General features: G+C 69.3%; 15 protein-coding genes. 11 read left to right on the plus strand and 4 right to left on the minus strand.

The features are described from left to right. The first annotated feature begins 29 nt into the window (after positions 1 to 29). Positions 30 to 434 (plus strand): SdpI family protein, encoded by a 405-nt coding sequence (locus IEZ09_RS05360; RefSeq protein ID WP_189252437.1) that lies wholly within the window; start codon positions 30 to 32, stop codon positions 432 to 434. A gap of 18 nt (positions 435 to 452) precedes the next feature. Here the strand turns inward: IEZ09_RS05360 and IEZ09_RS05365 are convergent, their stop codons facing one another. Continuing rightward, positions 453 to 1,025 (minus strand): YqgE/AlgH family protein, encoded by a 573-nt coding sequence (locus tag IEZ09_RS05365; RefSeq protein ID WP_189252438.1) that lies wholly within the window; start codon positions 1,023 to 1,025, stop codon positions 453 to 455. Positions 1,026 to 1,262: 237 nt separating this feature from the next. Between IEZ09_RS05365 and IEZ09_RS05370 the strand changes: the two genes are divergently transcribed. Further along, positions 1,263 to 2,603 carry an MFS transporter gene (locus tag IEZ09_RS05370; protein WP_229812261.1) on the plus strand — a complete coding sequence of 447 codons (1,341 nt, stop codon included), beginning with the start codon at positions 1,263 to 1,265 and terminating at the stop codon, positions 2,601 to 2,603. Here the strand turns inward: IEZ09_RS05370 and IEZ09_RS05375 are convergent. Further along, positions 2,532 to 2,801 (minus strand): response regulator transcription factor, encoded by a 270-nt coding sequence (locus tag IEZ09_RS05375; RefSeq protein ID WP_189252439.1) that lies wholly within the window; start codon positions 2,799 to 2,801, stop codon positions 2,532 to 2,534. The genes IEZ09_RS05370 and IEZ09_RS05375 overlap by 72 nt on opposite strands. Before the next feature lie 80 nt (positions 2,802 to 2,881). Next, positions 2,882 to 4,318, minus strand: a complete 1,437-nt coding sequence (locus IEZ09_RS05380) for a CCA tRNA nucleotidyltransferase (protein WP_189252440.1) — start codon at positions 4,316 to 4,318, stop codon at positions 2,882 to 2,884. Between the two features lie 42 nt (positions 4,319 to 4,360). Here IEZ09_RS05380 and IEZ09_RS05385 point away from each other — a divergent pair, with 42 nt between their 5' ends. The 9 genes from IEZ09_RS05385 (at position 4,361) to IEZ09_RS05425 (ending at position 14,631) form a co-directional block, all read left to right on the plus strand. Continuing rightward, positions 4,361 to 4,879: an NUDIX hydrolase gene (locus IEZ09_RS05385; protein WP_109630078.1), complete on the plus strand. Its 519-nt coding sequence runs from the start codon at positions 4,361 to 4,363 to the stop codon at positions 4,877 to 4,879. Next, a complete protein-coding gene (locus IEZ09_RS05390) occupies positions 4,876 to 7,173 on the plus strand; it encodes a DUF6049 family protein (RefSeq protein ID WP_189252441.1) in 2,298 nt (765 codons plus the stop codon). Before IEZ09_RS05385 ends, IEZ09_RS05390 begins: the two co-directional genes overlap by 4 nt. Further along, complete coding sequence (gene murJ, locus IEZ09_RS05395; protein ID WP_229812262.1) at positions 7,170 to 8,822, plus strand: murein biosynthesis integral membrane protein MurJ; 1,653 nt, start codon at positions 7,170 to 7,172, stop codon at positions 8,820 to 8,822. The genes IEZ09_RS05390 and murJ overlap by 4 nt, the downstream gene beginning before the upstream one ends. Positions 8,823 to 8,859: 37 nt before the next feature. Beyond that, entirely contained in the window at positions 8,860 to 10,374 is a 1,515-nt protein-coding gene (locus IEZ09_RS05400) for a protein kinase family protein (RefSeq protein WP_189252442.1), read from the plus strand. Between the two features lie 123 nt (positions 10,375 to 10,497). Next, positions 10,498 to 11,115, plus strand: a complete 618-nt coding sequence (gene sigM / locus IEZ09_RS05405) for an RNA polymerase sigma factor SigM (protein ID WP_030465635.1) — start codon at positions 10,498 to 10,500, stop codon at positions 11,113 to 11,115. After that, positions 11,112 to 11,855, plus strand: a complete 744-nt coding sequence (locus IEZ09_RS05410; protein ID WP_229812263.1) for an RsmA family anti-sigma factor — start codon at positions 11,112 to 11,114, stop codon at positions 11,853 to 11,855. The genes sigM and IEZ09_RS05410 overlap by 4 nt, the downstream gene beginning before the upstream one ends. Positions 11,856 to 11,933: 78 nt before the next feature. Next, positions 11,934 to 12,914 carry a thioredoxin-disulfide reductase gene (gene trxB, locus IEZ09_RS05415; protein WP_189252443.1) on the plus strand — a complete coding sequence of 327 codons (981 nt, stop codon included), beginning with the start codon at positions 11,934 to 11,936 and terminating at the stop codon, positions 12,912 to 12,914. Positions 12,915 to 12,941: 27 nt separating this feature from the next. After that, positions 12,942 to 13,271, plus strand: coding sequence for a thioredoxin (trxA, locus tag IEZ09_RS05420; protein ID WP_030465632.1), 330 nt, complete (start codon positions 12,942 to 12,944; stop codon positions 13,269 to 13,271). Between the two features lie 220 nt (positions 13,272 to 13,491). Then, on the plus strand, positions 13,492 to 14,631 hold the full coding sequence (locus IEZ09_RS05425) for an N-acetylmuramoyl-L-alanine amidase (RefSeq protein ID WP_189252444.1): 1,140 nt from the start codon (positions 13,492 to 13,494) through the stop codon (positions 14,629 to 14,631). Positions 14,632 to 14,679: 48 nt separating this feature from the next. On the opposite strand, the gene IEZ09_RS05430 is transcribed toward IEZ09_RS05425, so the two are convergent. Then, positions 14,680 to 15,312, minus strand: coding sequence for a GNAT family N-acetyltransferase (locus IEZ09_RS05430; RefSeq protein ID WP_189252445.1), 633 nt, complete (start codon positions 15,310 to 15,312; stop codon positions 14,680 to 14,682). Between the last annotated feature and the right edge of the window lie 96 nt (positions 15,313 to 15,408).

Raw genomic sequence — 15,408 nt, forward strand, 5'->3', positions numbered from 1 at the left:
GAACTGAGGATTCGCCTTACCCTCGTGTGGTGAACATCGTGCTGTCGGTCGTCCTGGGTGTGCTCGGCGTCGCTCTCGGCGCGGTCGGTCTGCTGGGTCTGCAGGGCAAGCTGCGGCGCAACCGCTTCGTCGGCGTGCGCACGGCGGCGGCTCTGCGTGACGAGGAGACGTTCGCACTGGCCAACCGCGTTGCCGGGGTGCCGAACGTCGCGGCCGGTGTCGTCGCGATCGTGTCGGGCACGATGGCGTTCGTCATGGCCGACCTGGCCGTCACCGCTGGGATCATCGGACTGGTGGGCGCCCTCGGGATCGCCTTCGCCGGAGGCATCGCGGGGAGCCGGGCGGCGGCGCTGGTGCCCGAGCCTGTCAAGCCCAAGGGCTGCGGTGGCTGCGCCTGCGGTGGTGGCGGTTGCTCGCCGCTCACCGGGCTGTGATCCGAAGTTTCACGTGAATCAGTTGGTGCGGACGTCGGTCGGGTAGGTCGACAGCAGCGCCAGCGGCATGCCCTGCCGGCGCAGCACCCTGCCCCACAGGTCGACGTTCGCGCCCACCAGCACGTCGTCGGCCAGGCCGGTGACGACGATCCAGTCGCCGCGGTCGATCTCGCCGGCGAGCTGGCCCTCGCCCCACCCGCTGTAGCCCGCGAACACGCGCAGGCCGCGGACCAGGGGCATCAGGTCGTCGGGCTCGGCGTCGAGGTCGATCAGCGCGACCGGGCCCTGCACTCCGACCAGACCCTCCACCTTGGACGGGTCGGTGCCCGCCTTCAGGGCCGCCAGGCACAGCGCCGTCTTCTGCTCGACCGGGCCACCGATGTAGATGCACCGCGGCTTGGTGACGTGCGGGCCCCACGGCGGCAGGACGTCGTGCACCGCCACCTCGGAAGGGCGGTTCAGGACGACGCCGAGGGTCCCCTCTGGACGTTGGTCGATGATGTAGACGACGGTGCGCTTGAAGTTCGGGTCGTTCAGGCTCGGGGCGGCAACCAACAGGGAGCCTGGCTCGACCTCGGCATCGGGACGCACGTCACCATGAAATCATCCGTGATCGCCGGAACAACTCAGGGCCGCGCCCGGTTAGACTCAGGTGTCGGATGTCTTTGTGTCCCCCGGGCTCAACAGACAACCGCCTTCGCGGAATACCGTACGGCTGGAGCCGCGTCGTGCATCGCGCCGAGAGGCGACCTGGCATCCGATCCAGGGGAGCCGGACCGTGAGGTCCGGCTTTCGTGGTTTTCACCCACGCGCGCATAGAGTGCAACAGTGACAACGCTTGCGGTGGAGAAGCACCACTGGGGATCACGCCGGTTCCTCGGCATCCCCGAGTACCGCAGGCTTCTCGCGACCCGTCTCGCCTCCCAGTGGGGTGACGGTCTCTTCCAGGCCGGGCTCGCCGGCGCCGTGCTCTTCAACCCCGAGCGGCAGGCCGATCCCGCGGCCATCGCGGCCGGGTTCGCCGTGCTCCTGCTGCCGTACTCGATCATCGGGCCGTTCACGGGTGCGTTGCTCGACCGGTGGGACCGCAAGAAGGTCATCGTCGTCGCGAACCTCTCGCGCGCGGCGTTCGTGCTGCTCACCGCACTCGCGGTCGGCGCGGGGCTGAGCGGGCTGCCGCTCTACGTCTCCGCTCTCGTCGTCATGGGCATCGGCCGGTTCGTCGGATCCGGGCTGAGCGCTTCCCTGCCGCACGTCGTCGATTCCGACCACCTGGTCGAGGCGAACGCGCTGGCCACGACGGCGGGCGCGATCACGGCGGTGGTCGGCGCGGCCTGTGCGATCGGGTTCCGCACGCTCCTCGGCGCCGGTGACGGCGGATCGGCGTGGACCACCAGCATCGCCGTCGTGGGCATGCTGCTCAGCGCGTTCATCGCCAGCCGGTTCAGGGCGGGCGTGCTCGGGCCGGACGAGGTCGACGAGCCGCCCAACGCGTTCAAGGCCGTCGCCCGCGGTCTGCTGGACGGCGCGAAGGCCACCTGGCACACCCCGAACGTCACGGCGGGGCTGGCCGCTCTGCTCGCGCACCGGGCCGCGTTCGGTGTGAGCCTCATGGTCACGCTGCTGCTGATGCGCTACAGCCTGGAGGACGTCGGCATCCTCAAGGCGGGCATCGGCGGGCTCGGCGAGGTCGCCGTCGCCGGTGGCGCTGGCATCCTGCTCGCCGGTGTGCTCACCGACCGGATCGTCGACAGGTTCGGCGTCAGGACCACGATCTGCGCCGCGCTGCTCCTCACCGCGTCCGCCCAGGTCGGGCTCGGGTTGCCGATGACGTTGCCGACCATCCTCGCGGCCAGTTTCGTGATCATCTTCGCCGGTCAGATCGTCAAGCTCTGCGTGGACACCGCGGTGCAGCACGACGTCGGCGACGAAGTGCGCGGCCGGGTGTTCGCCCTCTACGACACCCTGTTCAACGTCACGCAGGTCACCGCGGTGTCCATCACGGCGACGGTGGTCCCCCTGGACGGGCGTTCGCCCGGTCTCATCCTCACCGCCGCGAGCCTCTACCTGGTCGGTCTGGCCGCCTACCTGCTGCTCCTAGCGCGGAAACGGCAGGTGCAGCATCCCGGCCTCGTGAGCGAAAACGACGGCAGCCACCCGATCGGGTAGATCCAGGCGCCGCAGGATGTCGGCCACCTCGTCGGCCACCCGCTGCTGCCCGATGCCGAGCACGCGCGCGATCTCGTGGTCGGCGTGACCGCGCGCGAGACACCGCAGCACCGCCCGTTGGTCGTCGGTCAGCACGTCCAGGTCGTGTACCGCCGGACCTGCGGAAAGTCCCCACGTGAACATCTGCACCACCCCCATGCGCACCCCTAGCGCACGTCAATGGTGCAGCCCGGCGCTGTCAGTTCGCTAACGCGGGGATTTCATGCGCTCACGATGCGTCACCGGGATGGCGGAGTGATCCCCTGCTCGCGCGCCCAGTCGAGCAGCGCCGCCTCGGCCTCGTCGCGCTCCAGCGGTCCGCGGTCGAGCCGCAGCTCCTTGAGGAACTTCCACGCGGCACCGACCTGCGGACCCGGCGGCAACCCGAGCAGCTTCATGATCTCGTTGCCGTCGAGGTCCGGCCGCACGCGCGCGAGGTCTTCCTCAGCCGCGATGCGCGCGATGCGCTCCTCCAGCGAGTCGTACGTCCGCCGCAGCAGGTTCGCCTTGCGCTTGTTGCGCGTCGTGCAGTCGGCACGGACGAGCTTGTGCAGCCGCGGCAGCAGATCTCCCGCGTCGGTCACGTAGCGGCGCACGGCCGAGTCGGTCCACTCGCCGTTGCCGTAGCCGTGGAAGCGCAGGTGCAGGTAGACGAGCTTGGCGACGTCCTCGGTGATCTCCTTCGAGTACCGCAACGCCCGCAAGCGCTTGCGGACCATCTTCGCGCCCACGACCTCGTGGTGGTGGAACGAGACGCCACCGCCCGGCTCGAACCTCCTGGTCGCCGGTTTGCCGATGTCGTGCAGGAGGGCCGCGATCCTCAACACCAGATCGGGTGAATGATCAACATCTTCAAGATCAATTGCCTGTTCCAGCACAACCAGCGAGTGGTCGAAGACGTCCTTGTGTTGATGGTGTTCGTCGATTTCCAGCTTCATGGCCGTGAGCTCTGGCAACACGATGTCGGCCAGCCCGGTCTCGACCATGAGCTCGATGCCGCGGCGCGGGTGCGCGCCGCACAGGAGCTTCGAGAGCTCCACCTGCACGCGCTCCGGCGTGATGCGGGCGATTTCGCCTGCCATCGACCGCATCGCCTCGACCACCCGCGGCGCCGCGGTGAAGCCCAGCTGGGAGACGAACCGCGCCGCGCGCAGCATCCGCAACGGGTCGTCGCCGAACGACTCCTGCGGGGTCGCCGGTGTGTCCAGCACGCCGTCGCGAGCCGCCTGCAGGCCTCCGGTCGGGTCCACGAACTCGCGGGCCGCGATGTCGAACGCCATGGCGTTGACCGTGAAGTCGCGGCGGACCAGGTCGCCTTCGATGCTGTCGCCGAAGGTCACCTCGGGGTTGCGGGTGACGCCGTCGTAGACGTCCGCGCGGAAGGTCGTGATCTCGAGGATCTCGCCCTTCTTCGACGCGCCGACCGTGCCGAACGCGATGCCGGTGTCCCACTGGGCGTCGGCCCAGCCGCTCAGCAGCTTCTGGATCTCCGCAGGTCGCGCGTCCGTGGTGAAGTCGAAGTCGTTCGTCGGGCGCCCCAGCACGGCGTCGCGCACACTGCCACCTACGAGGTAGAGGCGCTTGCCCTCGGCGGCGAACCGAGCGGCGAGCTCAGCGACGACTGGTGTGACGGCGGGTTGTTCCACCACCGCATTCTGCTGGAGCGATCGAGACACGAGAAACCAGCGTACTTAAGGTTCGTAAGTACGATCGGCCGTATGCCCCCGTCAGCCGCACGATCCGGAGGTGGTCCCAAACCGGGGCGCCGGAAGAGGCGCCGGGGCCGGAGGCTGAAGACCGTCGACGAGACGTCGGCGGGTGGCCTGGTGCTCGACGGCGAGCAACGGGCGGCGGTGATCGGCAGACTTGACCGGCGGGGCCGGTTGCTGTGGTCTTTGCCGAAGGGTCACATCGAGGCCGGCGAGACCGCGGAACAGACCGCGGTGCGCGAGGTCGCCGAGGAGACCGGTATTCATAGCAGGGTGCTGCGCCCGCTGGGGTCGATCGACTACTGGTTCGTCGCTGACGACCGCAGGGTGCACAAGACGGTTCACCACTTCCTCCTCGAAGCGCTGGGGGGAGAGCTTTCCGACGAAGACGTGGAGGTCACCGAGGTGGCGTGGGTGCCACTCGGCGAACTGGACGAGCGACTCGCGTATGCCGACGAGCGCCGCCTGGTCCGCCGAGCCGCCGAACTGCTCGCCGACCGCTGCCGCAACGGAGCGGAGTCGGCGTGAGCGTGAGGAAGCTCGTCTGCACAGCCGCTGTCGCCGCGTTCCTGGTGACCGTGACGCCGCCCGCGGGCGCCGTCGAGCAGTCCCAGCCGGACCAGGCCGACGCGCTGCCCTTCGCGCCCGCCACCCAGGTGTGGGCGACCAGAACCCTCTCGGCCCAGCCGGGCCAGCAGCAGCCCCAGTTCCTGCGGCTCGACATCAGCCAGCTCACGCCGCGGTTCGTGACGAGTGACTCCCCGGCCACCGTCAAGATCACCGGCAAGATCGTCAACGTCGGCGACCGCAAGGTCTCCGACATCGTGCTGCGCCTGGAGCGCGGCGAGTCGCTCGACACCGAGGACGACCTGCGCAAGGCGTTGCGCGAACCCGCGGCCGCCGAGTTCGTCCAGCCGAAGTTCACCGAGGTCGCCGACGAGCTCGAGCCTGGCCAGCAGAAGGACTTCACGCTCGAGGTGCCGCTGCGCGGGCCCGAGCCCACCTCGCTCGCGATCGACAAGCCGGGCATCTACCCGATCCTCGCCAACATCAACGGCAAGCCGGACTACGGCGGCCAGGCGCGGCTCGCGGCGCTCTCGACGCTGCTGCCCGTGCTGGGCGTTCCCGGCGGCGAGACGAAGGGCAAGCCGGGCGCTCCCGCCAAGCTCACCGTGCTGTGGCCCGTCGCGGACCGGCCCCGGCTGGTCCGGCTCGGCGGCGAGGGTCAGTCCGAACTGGTCGACGACGAGCTGGCCACGTCCCTCTCGGCCACCGGACGGCTGTACGGCCTGCTGCAGGCCTACGAGGAGGCCATCGCCTCCATGAGCACCTCGATGTGCCTGGCGATCGACCCCGACCTGCTGCGCACCGTCCAGGCCATGAGCACCGGCTACCGGGTCCGCGGCGGCGGCGAGGGCAGGGGCAGGGCCGAGGCCAAGCTGTGGCTCGACCGGCTCAAGTTCGCCGTCACCGGCCGCTGCGTGGTCGCGCTGCCGTACGCCGACGCCGACCTCGTGGCGTTGAACCGGGCGAAGCTCGCCACCATGCGCACGCTCGCGCTGACCGACGGCCCCAAGCTCATCCAGCAGATCCTGGGCGTGCAGCCGCTGCCCGACTTCGTCTGGCCCGAGGACGGCGTGCTGGACCAGCCGACGTTCGACGAGCTGGCCACGCCGCTGCCCGAGCAGAAGTACGCGGGCATGAAGGCGGTGCTGCTCGACCCGACGGGCCTGGCCGACGCGCCGGGCACCGGTCCGGTCGGCATCGGCGGCCAACACCCGGTGACCGCCGTGAAGATCGACTCGATGGTCTCGGACGCGCTGCAGGGCAGCGGGTCCCGGCCGCGCACCCTGTCCGGGGTGACCACGCCGGTCGAGAACCAGCCGGTGTCGGTGCAGAACGCGCTCTCGGTGCTGGTCTACCGCGCCGGCTGGCAGGGCGACGGCCGCAACGTGGTGGTCACGCCACCGCGCAGGTGGAACGCGCCGCTCTCGGAGATGACCGAGTTCCTGAGCGCCGCCCAGCGGTTGCTCGGCAGCGGTTACGCGGCCCAGACCTCTCTCGAGGAGCTCACCAAGGCCACGCCGTCGGTGACGACGGCCAAGATCGCCTACCCGCCGGAGGCCGGCGCGCGCGAGATCTCCGCCCCCGTCGCCGACTCGGTGACCAGGCAGAGCGTCGAGCTGAGCGGCGTGGTCGCTGCCATGCAGCAGGAGGACAGCGAGCACGCGTCACCCGCCGACCTCGCCGGTCCGCTGTGGCTCGGGCTGCTGCGAGCGATGTCCGGCGCGTGGCGGGCGAACGAGGAGGGCGCCCGGTCCGCCTCCTACATCAGCCAGGCCGAACTGAACTCGCTGACCGGGATGGTCGCCGTCACGCCGCCAGCCAGCCCGATCCTGCTCGGCTCCGGCGACAGCCCGATCCCGGTCACGATCACGAACAAGCTCGACGTCCGCGTCACCGTGCGGATCGTGCTGGCCGACACCCCGGGCATCCGCAAGCTCGACCTCGCTGACCAGGTCCTTCCCGCCCGCGGCGAGCGCGTCGTGCGGGTGCCGGTCGAGGTGCTGCGCTCCGGCCGGTTCCCCGTGAACGTCCGGCTGACCACTCCCGAGGGCGTCGCTCTGGGTGACACTGTCAAGCTGGAGGTGTCGTCGTCCGCCTACGGCACCATCACGGTGATCGTCACCGTGATCGCCGCGATCGCGCTCGTCCTGCTCTCCGGACGGCGCATCTACAAGCGGGTCCGCGCTCGCAACGGCGAGGGCGGCGGCGAAGCACCGTCCATCGAGAACGTGACACCGGAGAAGTCGAGCGCGTGAGCGAGACAGCCACGACCACCGAACCAGAGACCCCCCAGCAACAAGGCCCCTCGGTAGCCAGGGCCAGCGGCTCGATGGCGATCGCGACCATCGTCAGCCGCGCCACCGGCCTGCTCTCGAAGGTCCTGTTGATCGCTGTCATCGGCGGTGAAACCCTCGGCGACTCCTACCAGGCGGCGTCGACGCTGCCCACGATGATCAACGAGCTGCTGCTCGGCGGCGTGCTGACCAGCGTGGCGATCCCGCTGCTGGTCCGCGCCGAGAAGGAGGACGGCGACGGCGGCGAGTCGTACGCCCAGTGGCTGATCACCATGGGCACGCTGATCCTCGGTGTCGGCACGGTCCTGGCCATGGCCTGCGCGCCGCTGCTTACCGACATCTACATCGCCGACTCGAAGGAAGCGAACCCGGAGCTGGTCACGGCGTTCGCGTACCTCGTGCTGCCGGGGATCGTCTTCTACGGTCTGACGGCGTTGCTCAGCGCCGTGCTGAACGCGCGGCACGTGTTCGGCCTGCCCACGTGGGCACCGGTCCTGAACAACGTCGTCGTCATCGTGGTGCTCGCGGTCTACGCGATGCTGCCCGGCGAGCTCACGCTCAACCCGGTCCGGATGACCGACGTGCACCTGCTGGTGCTCGGTCTCGGCACGGCCCTCGGTGTGGCCGTGCAGGCGTCCGTGCTGGTCCCGGCGTTGAAGAAGACCGGATTCCGGTTCAAGTGGAAGTTCGGCTGGGACTCCCGGCTCTCGGAGTTCGGCGGTCTCGCGTTCTGGGTGCTGCTGTACGTCGGGCTCGGCCTCGCCAGCATGACGGTGCTGACCAACGTGGCGACCAACGCCAAGGGCACGCTGGTGGCGTTCAACTACCAGTGGCTCATCTCGCAGGTGCCCTACGGGGTGCTGGGCGTCTCGCTGCTGACCGCTCTGATGCCGAAGATGAGCAGGGCCGCCGCGCACAACGACAACGACGCGATCGTGCGCGACCTGCTGTTCGGCAACCGCATGTCGTCGATCCTGCTGATGCCGTTCAGCGCTCTGATGACGGTGTCCGGTGTGTCCATCGGTCTCGCCGCCTTCGCGTACGGCGAGGCCGGCGTGGTGACCGGCACCCGGATCGGCCTGGCGCTGTCGCTTTCGGCGTTCAGCCTCGTGCCGTACGCGATCACGCTGCTGCAGCTGCGGGTCTTCTACGCGATGAAGGACGCACGCACGCCGACGTACATCCAGGCGTTGATCGTGGCGGTTCGCATCGCACTGCTCTACGTGTTCCTCAACGTGTCCGCGCCCGGCGACGCCACCCAGCTCGCCGTCGGCGTGTCGCTCGCCATGGCGCTCAGCTTCGTCTTCGGCGCCGTCGTCGGTCAGGTGTGGCTGCGGATCCGGCTCGGCCGGCTGCGCACGGGCTTCACCATCTGGACCGTCTGCCTCACCGTGGTGGCGTCGTCGCTGGCGTTCGCGGTGGCCAAGGGCGTCAACTGGCTGGTGCAGCAGGCGCTCGGATCCCCGAGCGTGTTCGTGTCCAGCTGGGTCGAGGTCATCGTGGTGACGTTGATCGGTTTGCCGCTCTCGTACGGCCTTCTGGCGGCGTTCCAGGTACCCGAGATGAAGCCGGCGATCGACAAGATCAACCGTTTGGTGCGGCGGCGGTGACCCCTCGTCGTGAGCCCCGTCCCGTACCCTCGTGCCCGTGAGTAGCGGAGTTCACGCCGCCCTGGTCCCCGGCGGCGTCATCGGCAACGGCCGCTACCGGCTGCTCGCGAAATCCGGAACGGACGCCCGGTCCAACGCCGAACTGTGGCGAGCCCGCGACGGTCAGCTCAACCGGGACGTGGCGCTGACCGTGCTGCTGGGTGATCTGGCGGACGGTGCAGCCGCCGCCCGTGCCCGCAGGACGGTCGAACGGGCGATGCACGCGGCGTCGTTCACGCACCCCGGTGTCTCCAGGGTGATCGACGTGCTCACGCCGGGCACCGGCATCCGGCCGGACGAGGGCATCCTCGGCATGGTCGTGGCCGAGTGGACCCAGGGCACCGACCTGATGGACCTGATCGCGGAGGGCCCGCTGCCGGCGGGTGCCGCGACCCGCCTGCTCGAACCGCTCGGTGCCGCCATCGAGGGCGCGCACCACGCCGGTCTGGTGCTGGGCGCCGACCACCCGCAGCGCATCCGGGTCACCTCGGACGGCCGCCTGCGCCTCGCGTTCCCCGGTCCGCGGCCGGACGCGATCGCACGTGACGACGTTAAGGGCCTCGGCGCGATCCTGTACCTGCTGCTCACCGGCCGGTGGGCGCTGCCGGGCGGCCCCGGCGAAGTGCCGGTGGCCCCGACCGGGCCGGACGGTTCCGTCGTGGCACCGAACGCGCTGCACCCGTACCTGCCGCACGAGCTGTCGTCGGTCGCGGTGCGGTCGCTGGAGGACACGAGCGTCGGCGGCATCCGCACGTCCGCGGCGATCCTGCAGGTCCTCAACCAGATCGCGGCCGAGGAGGCCGAGACCTCGCTGATCCCGGCCGTGTCGTCCGGGGACGACGACGAACAGGTCGTGTGGACGACACAGCGCCCGGTGCAGGACAAGCAGCAGAAGAAGAAGCTGTGGATCAGCGTCGGCGTGCTCGCGGTCGCCACGCTGGCCGTGATCGTGTGGCTGAGCGTGCAGATCGTCGGGTTCTTCAGCGACGAGCCCTCGCGCGGCGGCGGCCCGACCGTGGTGATCAACCAGCCGGGGTCGAACGGCCAGTCCGCACCCGCGCCCGCACCGGCCGGACCGGTGCAGCCGGGTCAGATCGGCGTCTACGACGTCACGAACCAGCCGGACAACGCGAACCAGGCGAGCCGCGCGGTCGACAACAACGCGAGCACGTTCTGGCGGACCGACAACTACTTCCAGCAGTTCCCGACGCTGAAGCCGGGCATCGGGCTGATGGCGTCGTTCGCGGAGCCGGTGCGGCTGGCCTCGGTGACGATCACCTCACCGAGCGAGAAGACCCACGTGCAGATCCGGGTGGCGTCGTCGCTGGACTCGCCGCTGGAGGAGACGAAGATCATCGGTGAGGGCGACCTGTCCAACGGGCAGACCCAGATCCAGCTGAGCGAGCACGAGCCGACCGGGCACGTGCTGATCTGGATCACCCAGCTGACCAACACCGGCGGCGGCAAGAACCAGTCGGAAATCCGCGAGATCCTCTACACCCGCGCCCAGTAGGCGTGCTGCGACGGGAACGCGGGGGCCCCGCGTTTCCTCCAGGGGAACGCGGGGCCCCCGCGTTCCTTGCAAGCGGCAGGCCCTTCCGGGTGATCTGTGATCACGCTCGCTATCCTCCCCAGCGTGACCGCCGCAGCCAGCTCGGACGCCGACCTCATCTCGGCCCACGCCGCAGGTGACCCCTACGCGTTTTCGGAGCTGGTGAAACGGCACCGCGACCGGATGTGGGCCGTGGCGTTGCGCACGCTGCGCGACCCGGAAGAGGCCGCGGACGCGCTGCAGGAGGCGTTCATCTCGGCCTTCCGCGCGGCCTCGTCGTTCCGCGCGGAGTCACAGGTCACCACCTGGCTTCACCGGATCGTGGTCAACGCGTGCCTCGACCGGATGAGGCGACGACAAACAAGACCGACAGTGCCGCTGCCCGAGGCCGGGCCCGGCGAGCCCGTCGCGCCGCGTGACGCGATGAGCGACCGCGAGACCAGCCTGATCGTGCAGCAAGCGCTGATGGAGCTGCCGGAAGAGCAGCGCGCGCCCATCGTGCTCGTGGACGTCGAGGGCTACTCGGTCGCCGAAACGGCGCAGCTCCTGGGCATCGCGGAGGGCACGGTCAAGAGCCGGTGTGCGCGAGGTCGCGCCAAGCTCGCCAAAGTTCTCGGGCACCTCAGGAACCGAATCGCAGATGCGAACGTCCCAGCTGACGGTGTGAATGTGCAAGAGCAACGTCAGTGGGAGGGCCGATGACCGGCATGGAGCGCGTGCCGATGGGTCCGCCGTGGTCGGTAGACCTCATCGCGGATCTGCACGCGGGCGTGCTGCCCCCTGAGGTCGCCGCACAGCTTCGCCCGAGGGTGGAGGCGGACCCCGAGGCCAGGGAGATCCTGCAGGCGCTGGACGCCACGCTGGAGGACCTGCACGCGTTGCCGCCGATCCCGATGCCCGACCACGTGGCGGCGCGGATCGACGCTGCTCTCGCGGCCGAGGCTCGTCCCGCGGCTCCGGTCGTGTCGCTGGACGAGGCCCGCAGGCGCCGCAACCGCAGGCTCGGCCTCGGTGGCGCCGGTGTGCTGGTCGCGGCGGCCGCGGCGTTCGGCATCGTGCTGGCCGTGTCTCCCGGCGCGCAGCAGGCGAACAACCCGCCGGTGGCGCAGGAGACCCCCAAGACGAACACGAACGTGACTTCTCCGCCGCTCGCCGTGAAGGGTGACGAGCTCGGCTCCGCGGTCGGTGACGTGCTGAAAGCGCAGAACTTCGGCCCGCTGGAGACCCCGGACCGCCTCGCCGGCTGTCTGAAGGGCGGCGGCATCACGAGCTCGGGCAACCCGCTCGGCATCAGCCCGATCACGCTCGACGGCAGGGACGCGGTGATGGCGATCCTGCCGGCGGGTCTCGGGCAGTATCGCCTGGTCGTGCTGGATCCGAAGACCTGCGGACCCGACAAGCCGGAGGGCGTCCTCGCGGACACCACCATCAAGCCTCGGTAGTCGCTCAAGTCACGGAATTAGCTGCACCTACGATCCGTTGAGCCAGTCAGACGACGAGATCGAGGAGTTGCTGGGGCCGTGAGCGTGCGCAACGTGATCATCATCGGATCGGGGCCTGCGGGCTACACCGCGGCGGTCTACGCCGCCCGTGCGCAGCTCGAACCCCTGGTCTTCGAGGGTTCGCAGTACGGCGGTGCCCTGATGACGACGACCGAGGTGGAGAACTACCCCGGCTTCCGCGACGGCATCATGGGCCCCGAGCTCATGGAGCAGATGCGCGAGCAGGCGCAGCGCTTCGGTGCTGAGCTGCGGGCAGAGGACGTCGAGTCCGTCGAGCTGACCGGCGAGATCAAGAAGGTCGTCGCCAACGGCGTCGAGTACCAGGCCAAGGCCGTCATCCTCGCCATGGGTGCCGCTGCCCGCTACCTGAACATCCCCGGCGAGCAGGAACTGCTCGGCCGCGGTGTGTCGGCCTGTGCGACGTGCGACGGCTTCTTCTTCCGCGACCACGACATCGCGGTCGTCGGTGGTGGTGACACGGCGATGGAGGAGGCGACGTTCCTCACGCGCTTCGCCAAGTCCGTGACGATCATCCACCGCCGCGAGGAGTTCCGCGCCTCCAAGGTCATGCTCGAGCGCGCCCGCGCCAACGAGAAGATCAAGTGGCAGCTGAACACGCAGGTCACCGACGTGCTGGGTGACGGCACGGTGTCGTCGATCAAGGTCAAGGACACGGTCACGGGCGCCGAGTCGGAGCTGCCCGTCACCGGCTTCTTCCTGGCGATCGGCCACGACCCGCGCTCGGCGCTGGTCAAGGGCCAGGTCGACCTCGACGAGAACGGGTACGTCCTCACCAAGGGCAAGACCTCGTACACGAACTTGGACGGCGTGTTCGCTGCCGGCGACCTCGTCGACCACGAGTACCGCCAGGCCATCACCGCCGCCGGCTCCGGTTGCAGCGCTGCGATCGACGCGGAACGGTGGCTCGCCGAGCACGGCGAGGAGCAGGCCGAGATCGCCGCTGAGGCGGTCGGCGGCGGCTACGGCTCGGCTCACTGAAGTTTCTACTGCTAGTTGGGAGAGAACATGGCAGGCGCCACCGTCACGGTGACCGACAAGTCGTTCGCGGACGACGTGCTGACCAGCGAGAAGCCCGTGCTGGTCGACTTCTGGGCGACCTGGTGCGGCCCGTGCAAGATGGTTGCGCCGGTGCTGGAGGAGATCGCGGCCGAGCACGGCGAGAAGCTCACCATCGCCAAGGTCGACATCGACGCCAACCCGTCGATCGCCCGCGACTACCAGATCATGTCCGTGCCGACCCTGATCCTGTTCCAGGGCGGCCGTCCGGTGAAGCAGATCGTCGGCGCGAAGCCCAAGGCCGCGCTGCTCAACGACCTGCAGGACGTCATCGGCTGAGAAAAACTTGCATCGGCTAAACAAGTCGCTTGCAACGCGCAACGTGACCCGCCCGTCTATCGATAAGACGGGCGGGTCACGTTCGTTTCGTGCCGGGAACGTGATCTCGGTACGACTGTGAGTAGCCCTGCATCGATCACTCTTCGGAGCAGGGCACAATAAGGACTTCTTCCCAACTGACGCGCCGACCAAGTTCGGCGCCCTAGTCGAGCGAGGGTGCATGCAGCTGCTCCGCCGCGGGGACGTCGGAAGTGATGTTGCCGAGATCCGGTCGACCCTGACCAGGCTCGGAATGCTTCCGCCGGCCGACCCACAGGCGCCGCCGGTGTTCGACCAGCAGGTCGAGCACGCCGTGCGCGCGTTTCAGCAGCAGCGGGGGCTGATCATCGACGGCATCGTCGGCCCGGCGACGTACCGTGCGCTGCGCGACGCGACATTCCGGTTGGGGGACCGGCCGCTCGCGTACCTGATGTCGCAGCCGACCACCGGCGACGACGTGTTGATGCTGCAGGAACGCCTGCTGGAGCTGGGTTACGACGCGGGCCGCGCGAACGGCGTGTTCGGCCAGCAGACCGAGCAGGCGCTGAAGAACTTCCAGCGGGACTACGGCCTGATCGTGGACGGCATGTGCGGTCCGGACACCGTGCGCGCGTTGCGTCAGCTCCAGCCGAAGGTCCGCGGTGGCCGCCCGGTGCTGCTGCGCGAGCAGGAGCGGGTCCGCAACGCGGGTTCGCGCCTGTCGGGCAAGCGCATCGTCATCGACCCCGGCCACGGCGGCCAGGATCGCGGTGTGGTCGTGGACGGCGTGTCCGAGGCCGACCTGATGCTGGACCTGGCCAGGCGGCTCGAGGGCAAGATGGCCGCCACCGGCATGGAGGCGCTGCTCACGCGCGGGCCGAACAACTGCCCGGACGAGGCCGAGCGGGCCCGGTTCGCCAACGAGGCGGGCGCCGACCTGATCCTGTCGTTGCACAGCGACGGCAACTCCTCGCCGCACGCGCAGGGCGTGGCGACGTTCCACTACGGCACCGGCAACGGCACCTCGTCGACCGTGGGTGAGGCCCTCGCCGGGTTCATCCAGCGCGAGGTCACCGCCCGCACGTCGATGCGGAACTGCGGCTCGCACCCGAAGTCGTGGGACCTGCTGCGGCTCACCCGCTGCACGGCCGTCCGCGTCGAGGTGGGCTACCTGACGAATGCCGAGGACAGAGCCAGGCTGGCGACGCCAGGTTTCCGCGACATCGTGGCCGAGGGCATCCTCGTCGCCGTGAAGCGTCTCTACCTGTTGGGCAAGGACGACCAGCCGACGGGCACGTTCACGTTCAACGACCTTCTGCGCTACGAGATGTCGAAGAGCTGATCTGCAGAACGAAGAAGGCCCCCGGTTCGCCGGGGGCCTTCTTGCTGGTCAGACCGGGCGGAAGCTGGGCTCCGCGGTCGAGACCGTGACGCTGTTGAGGAGGCGTTCGAGGGCGGCCTCGACGTCTTCCTTCCACGTGATGGCGCTGCGCAGCTCCAGGCGCAACCGGGGCCAGCGCGGGTGCGGCCGCACGGTCTTGAAGCCGACGCTCGTGAGGAACTCAGCGGGTGTGACGCAACTCCGCTCTTCCTCGTCCGGGCGCATGTCGCCGAACGCCTCGATGGCCTTCACGCCACGACGCGTCAGGTCCTTCGCCACGGCCTGGACGAGCACTCGCCCGAGTCCTCCCCCTCGGAATTCCGGAAGGACCTCCAGCGACGTCATGAGGACCGCGTCCGGGCTCACCGGGGACGTGGGGAAGGCCGCACTGCGCGGAACGGCGGCGGGAGGTGCGTAGAAGACCGAACCTGCGGGAATTCCGTCGCAGTAGATCAGACGGCCGCACGAACCCCATTCGAGCAGGACGCTGGAGACCCAGGCTTCCTTCTCGAATTCGGTGTCACCGTATTCCTCCGCCTGTTCACGCAGGTGAGGGGCCAGCTCCCAGAAAACGCACGTCCTGCTGTGCTTGGAGAGATGCTCCAGGTTGTCCAGCGTGACGCCCACAACGCGTCGCGACACCCCGACCTCCACCTCTGAGCACGCACAGTAGACCCGTACGAGGGTAGGCGAATGTGACGGAACCCGGAAGGTACGTGCCCTGAACGGGACGACGGT

This window comes from Lentzea flava (genome assembly GCF_014648475.1).
Taxonomy (GTDB): domain Bacteria; phylum Actinomycetota; class Actinomycetes; order Mycobacteriales; family Pseudonocardiaceae; genus Lentzea; species Lentzea flava.

Bases quoted from the DNA above. Each gene is read 5' to 3' on its own strand.
- IEZ09_RS05375 (WP_189252439.1), bottom strand. From the start codon at position 2,801: ATGGGGGTGGTGCAGATGTTCACGTGGGGACTTTCCGCAGGTCCGGCG.
- IEZ09_RS05385 (WP_109630078.1), top strand. From the start codon at position 4,361: ATGCCCCCGTCAGCCGCACGATCCGGAGGTGGTCCCAAACCGGGGCGC.
- IEZ09_RS05410 (WP_229812263.1), top strand. From the start codon at position 11,112: ATGACCGGCATGGAGCGCGTGCCGATGGGTCCGCCGTGGTCGGTAGAC.
- trxA (WP_030465632.1), top strand. From the start codon at position 12,942: ATGGCAGGCGCCACCGTCACGGTGACCGACAAGTCGTTCGCGGACGAC.
- IEZ09_RS05425 (WP_189252444.1), top strand. From the start codon at position 13,492: ATGCAGCTGCTCCGCCGCGGGGACGTCGGAAGTGATGTTGCCGAGATC.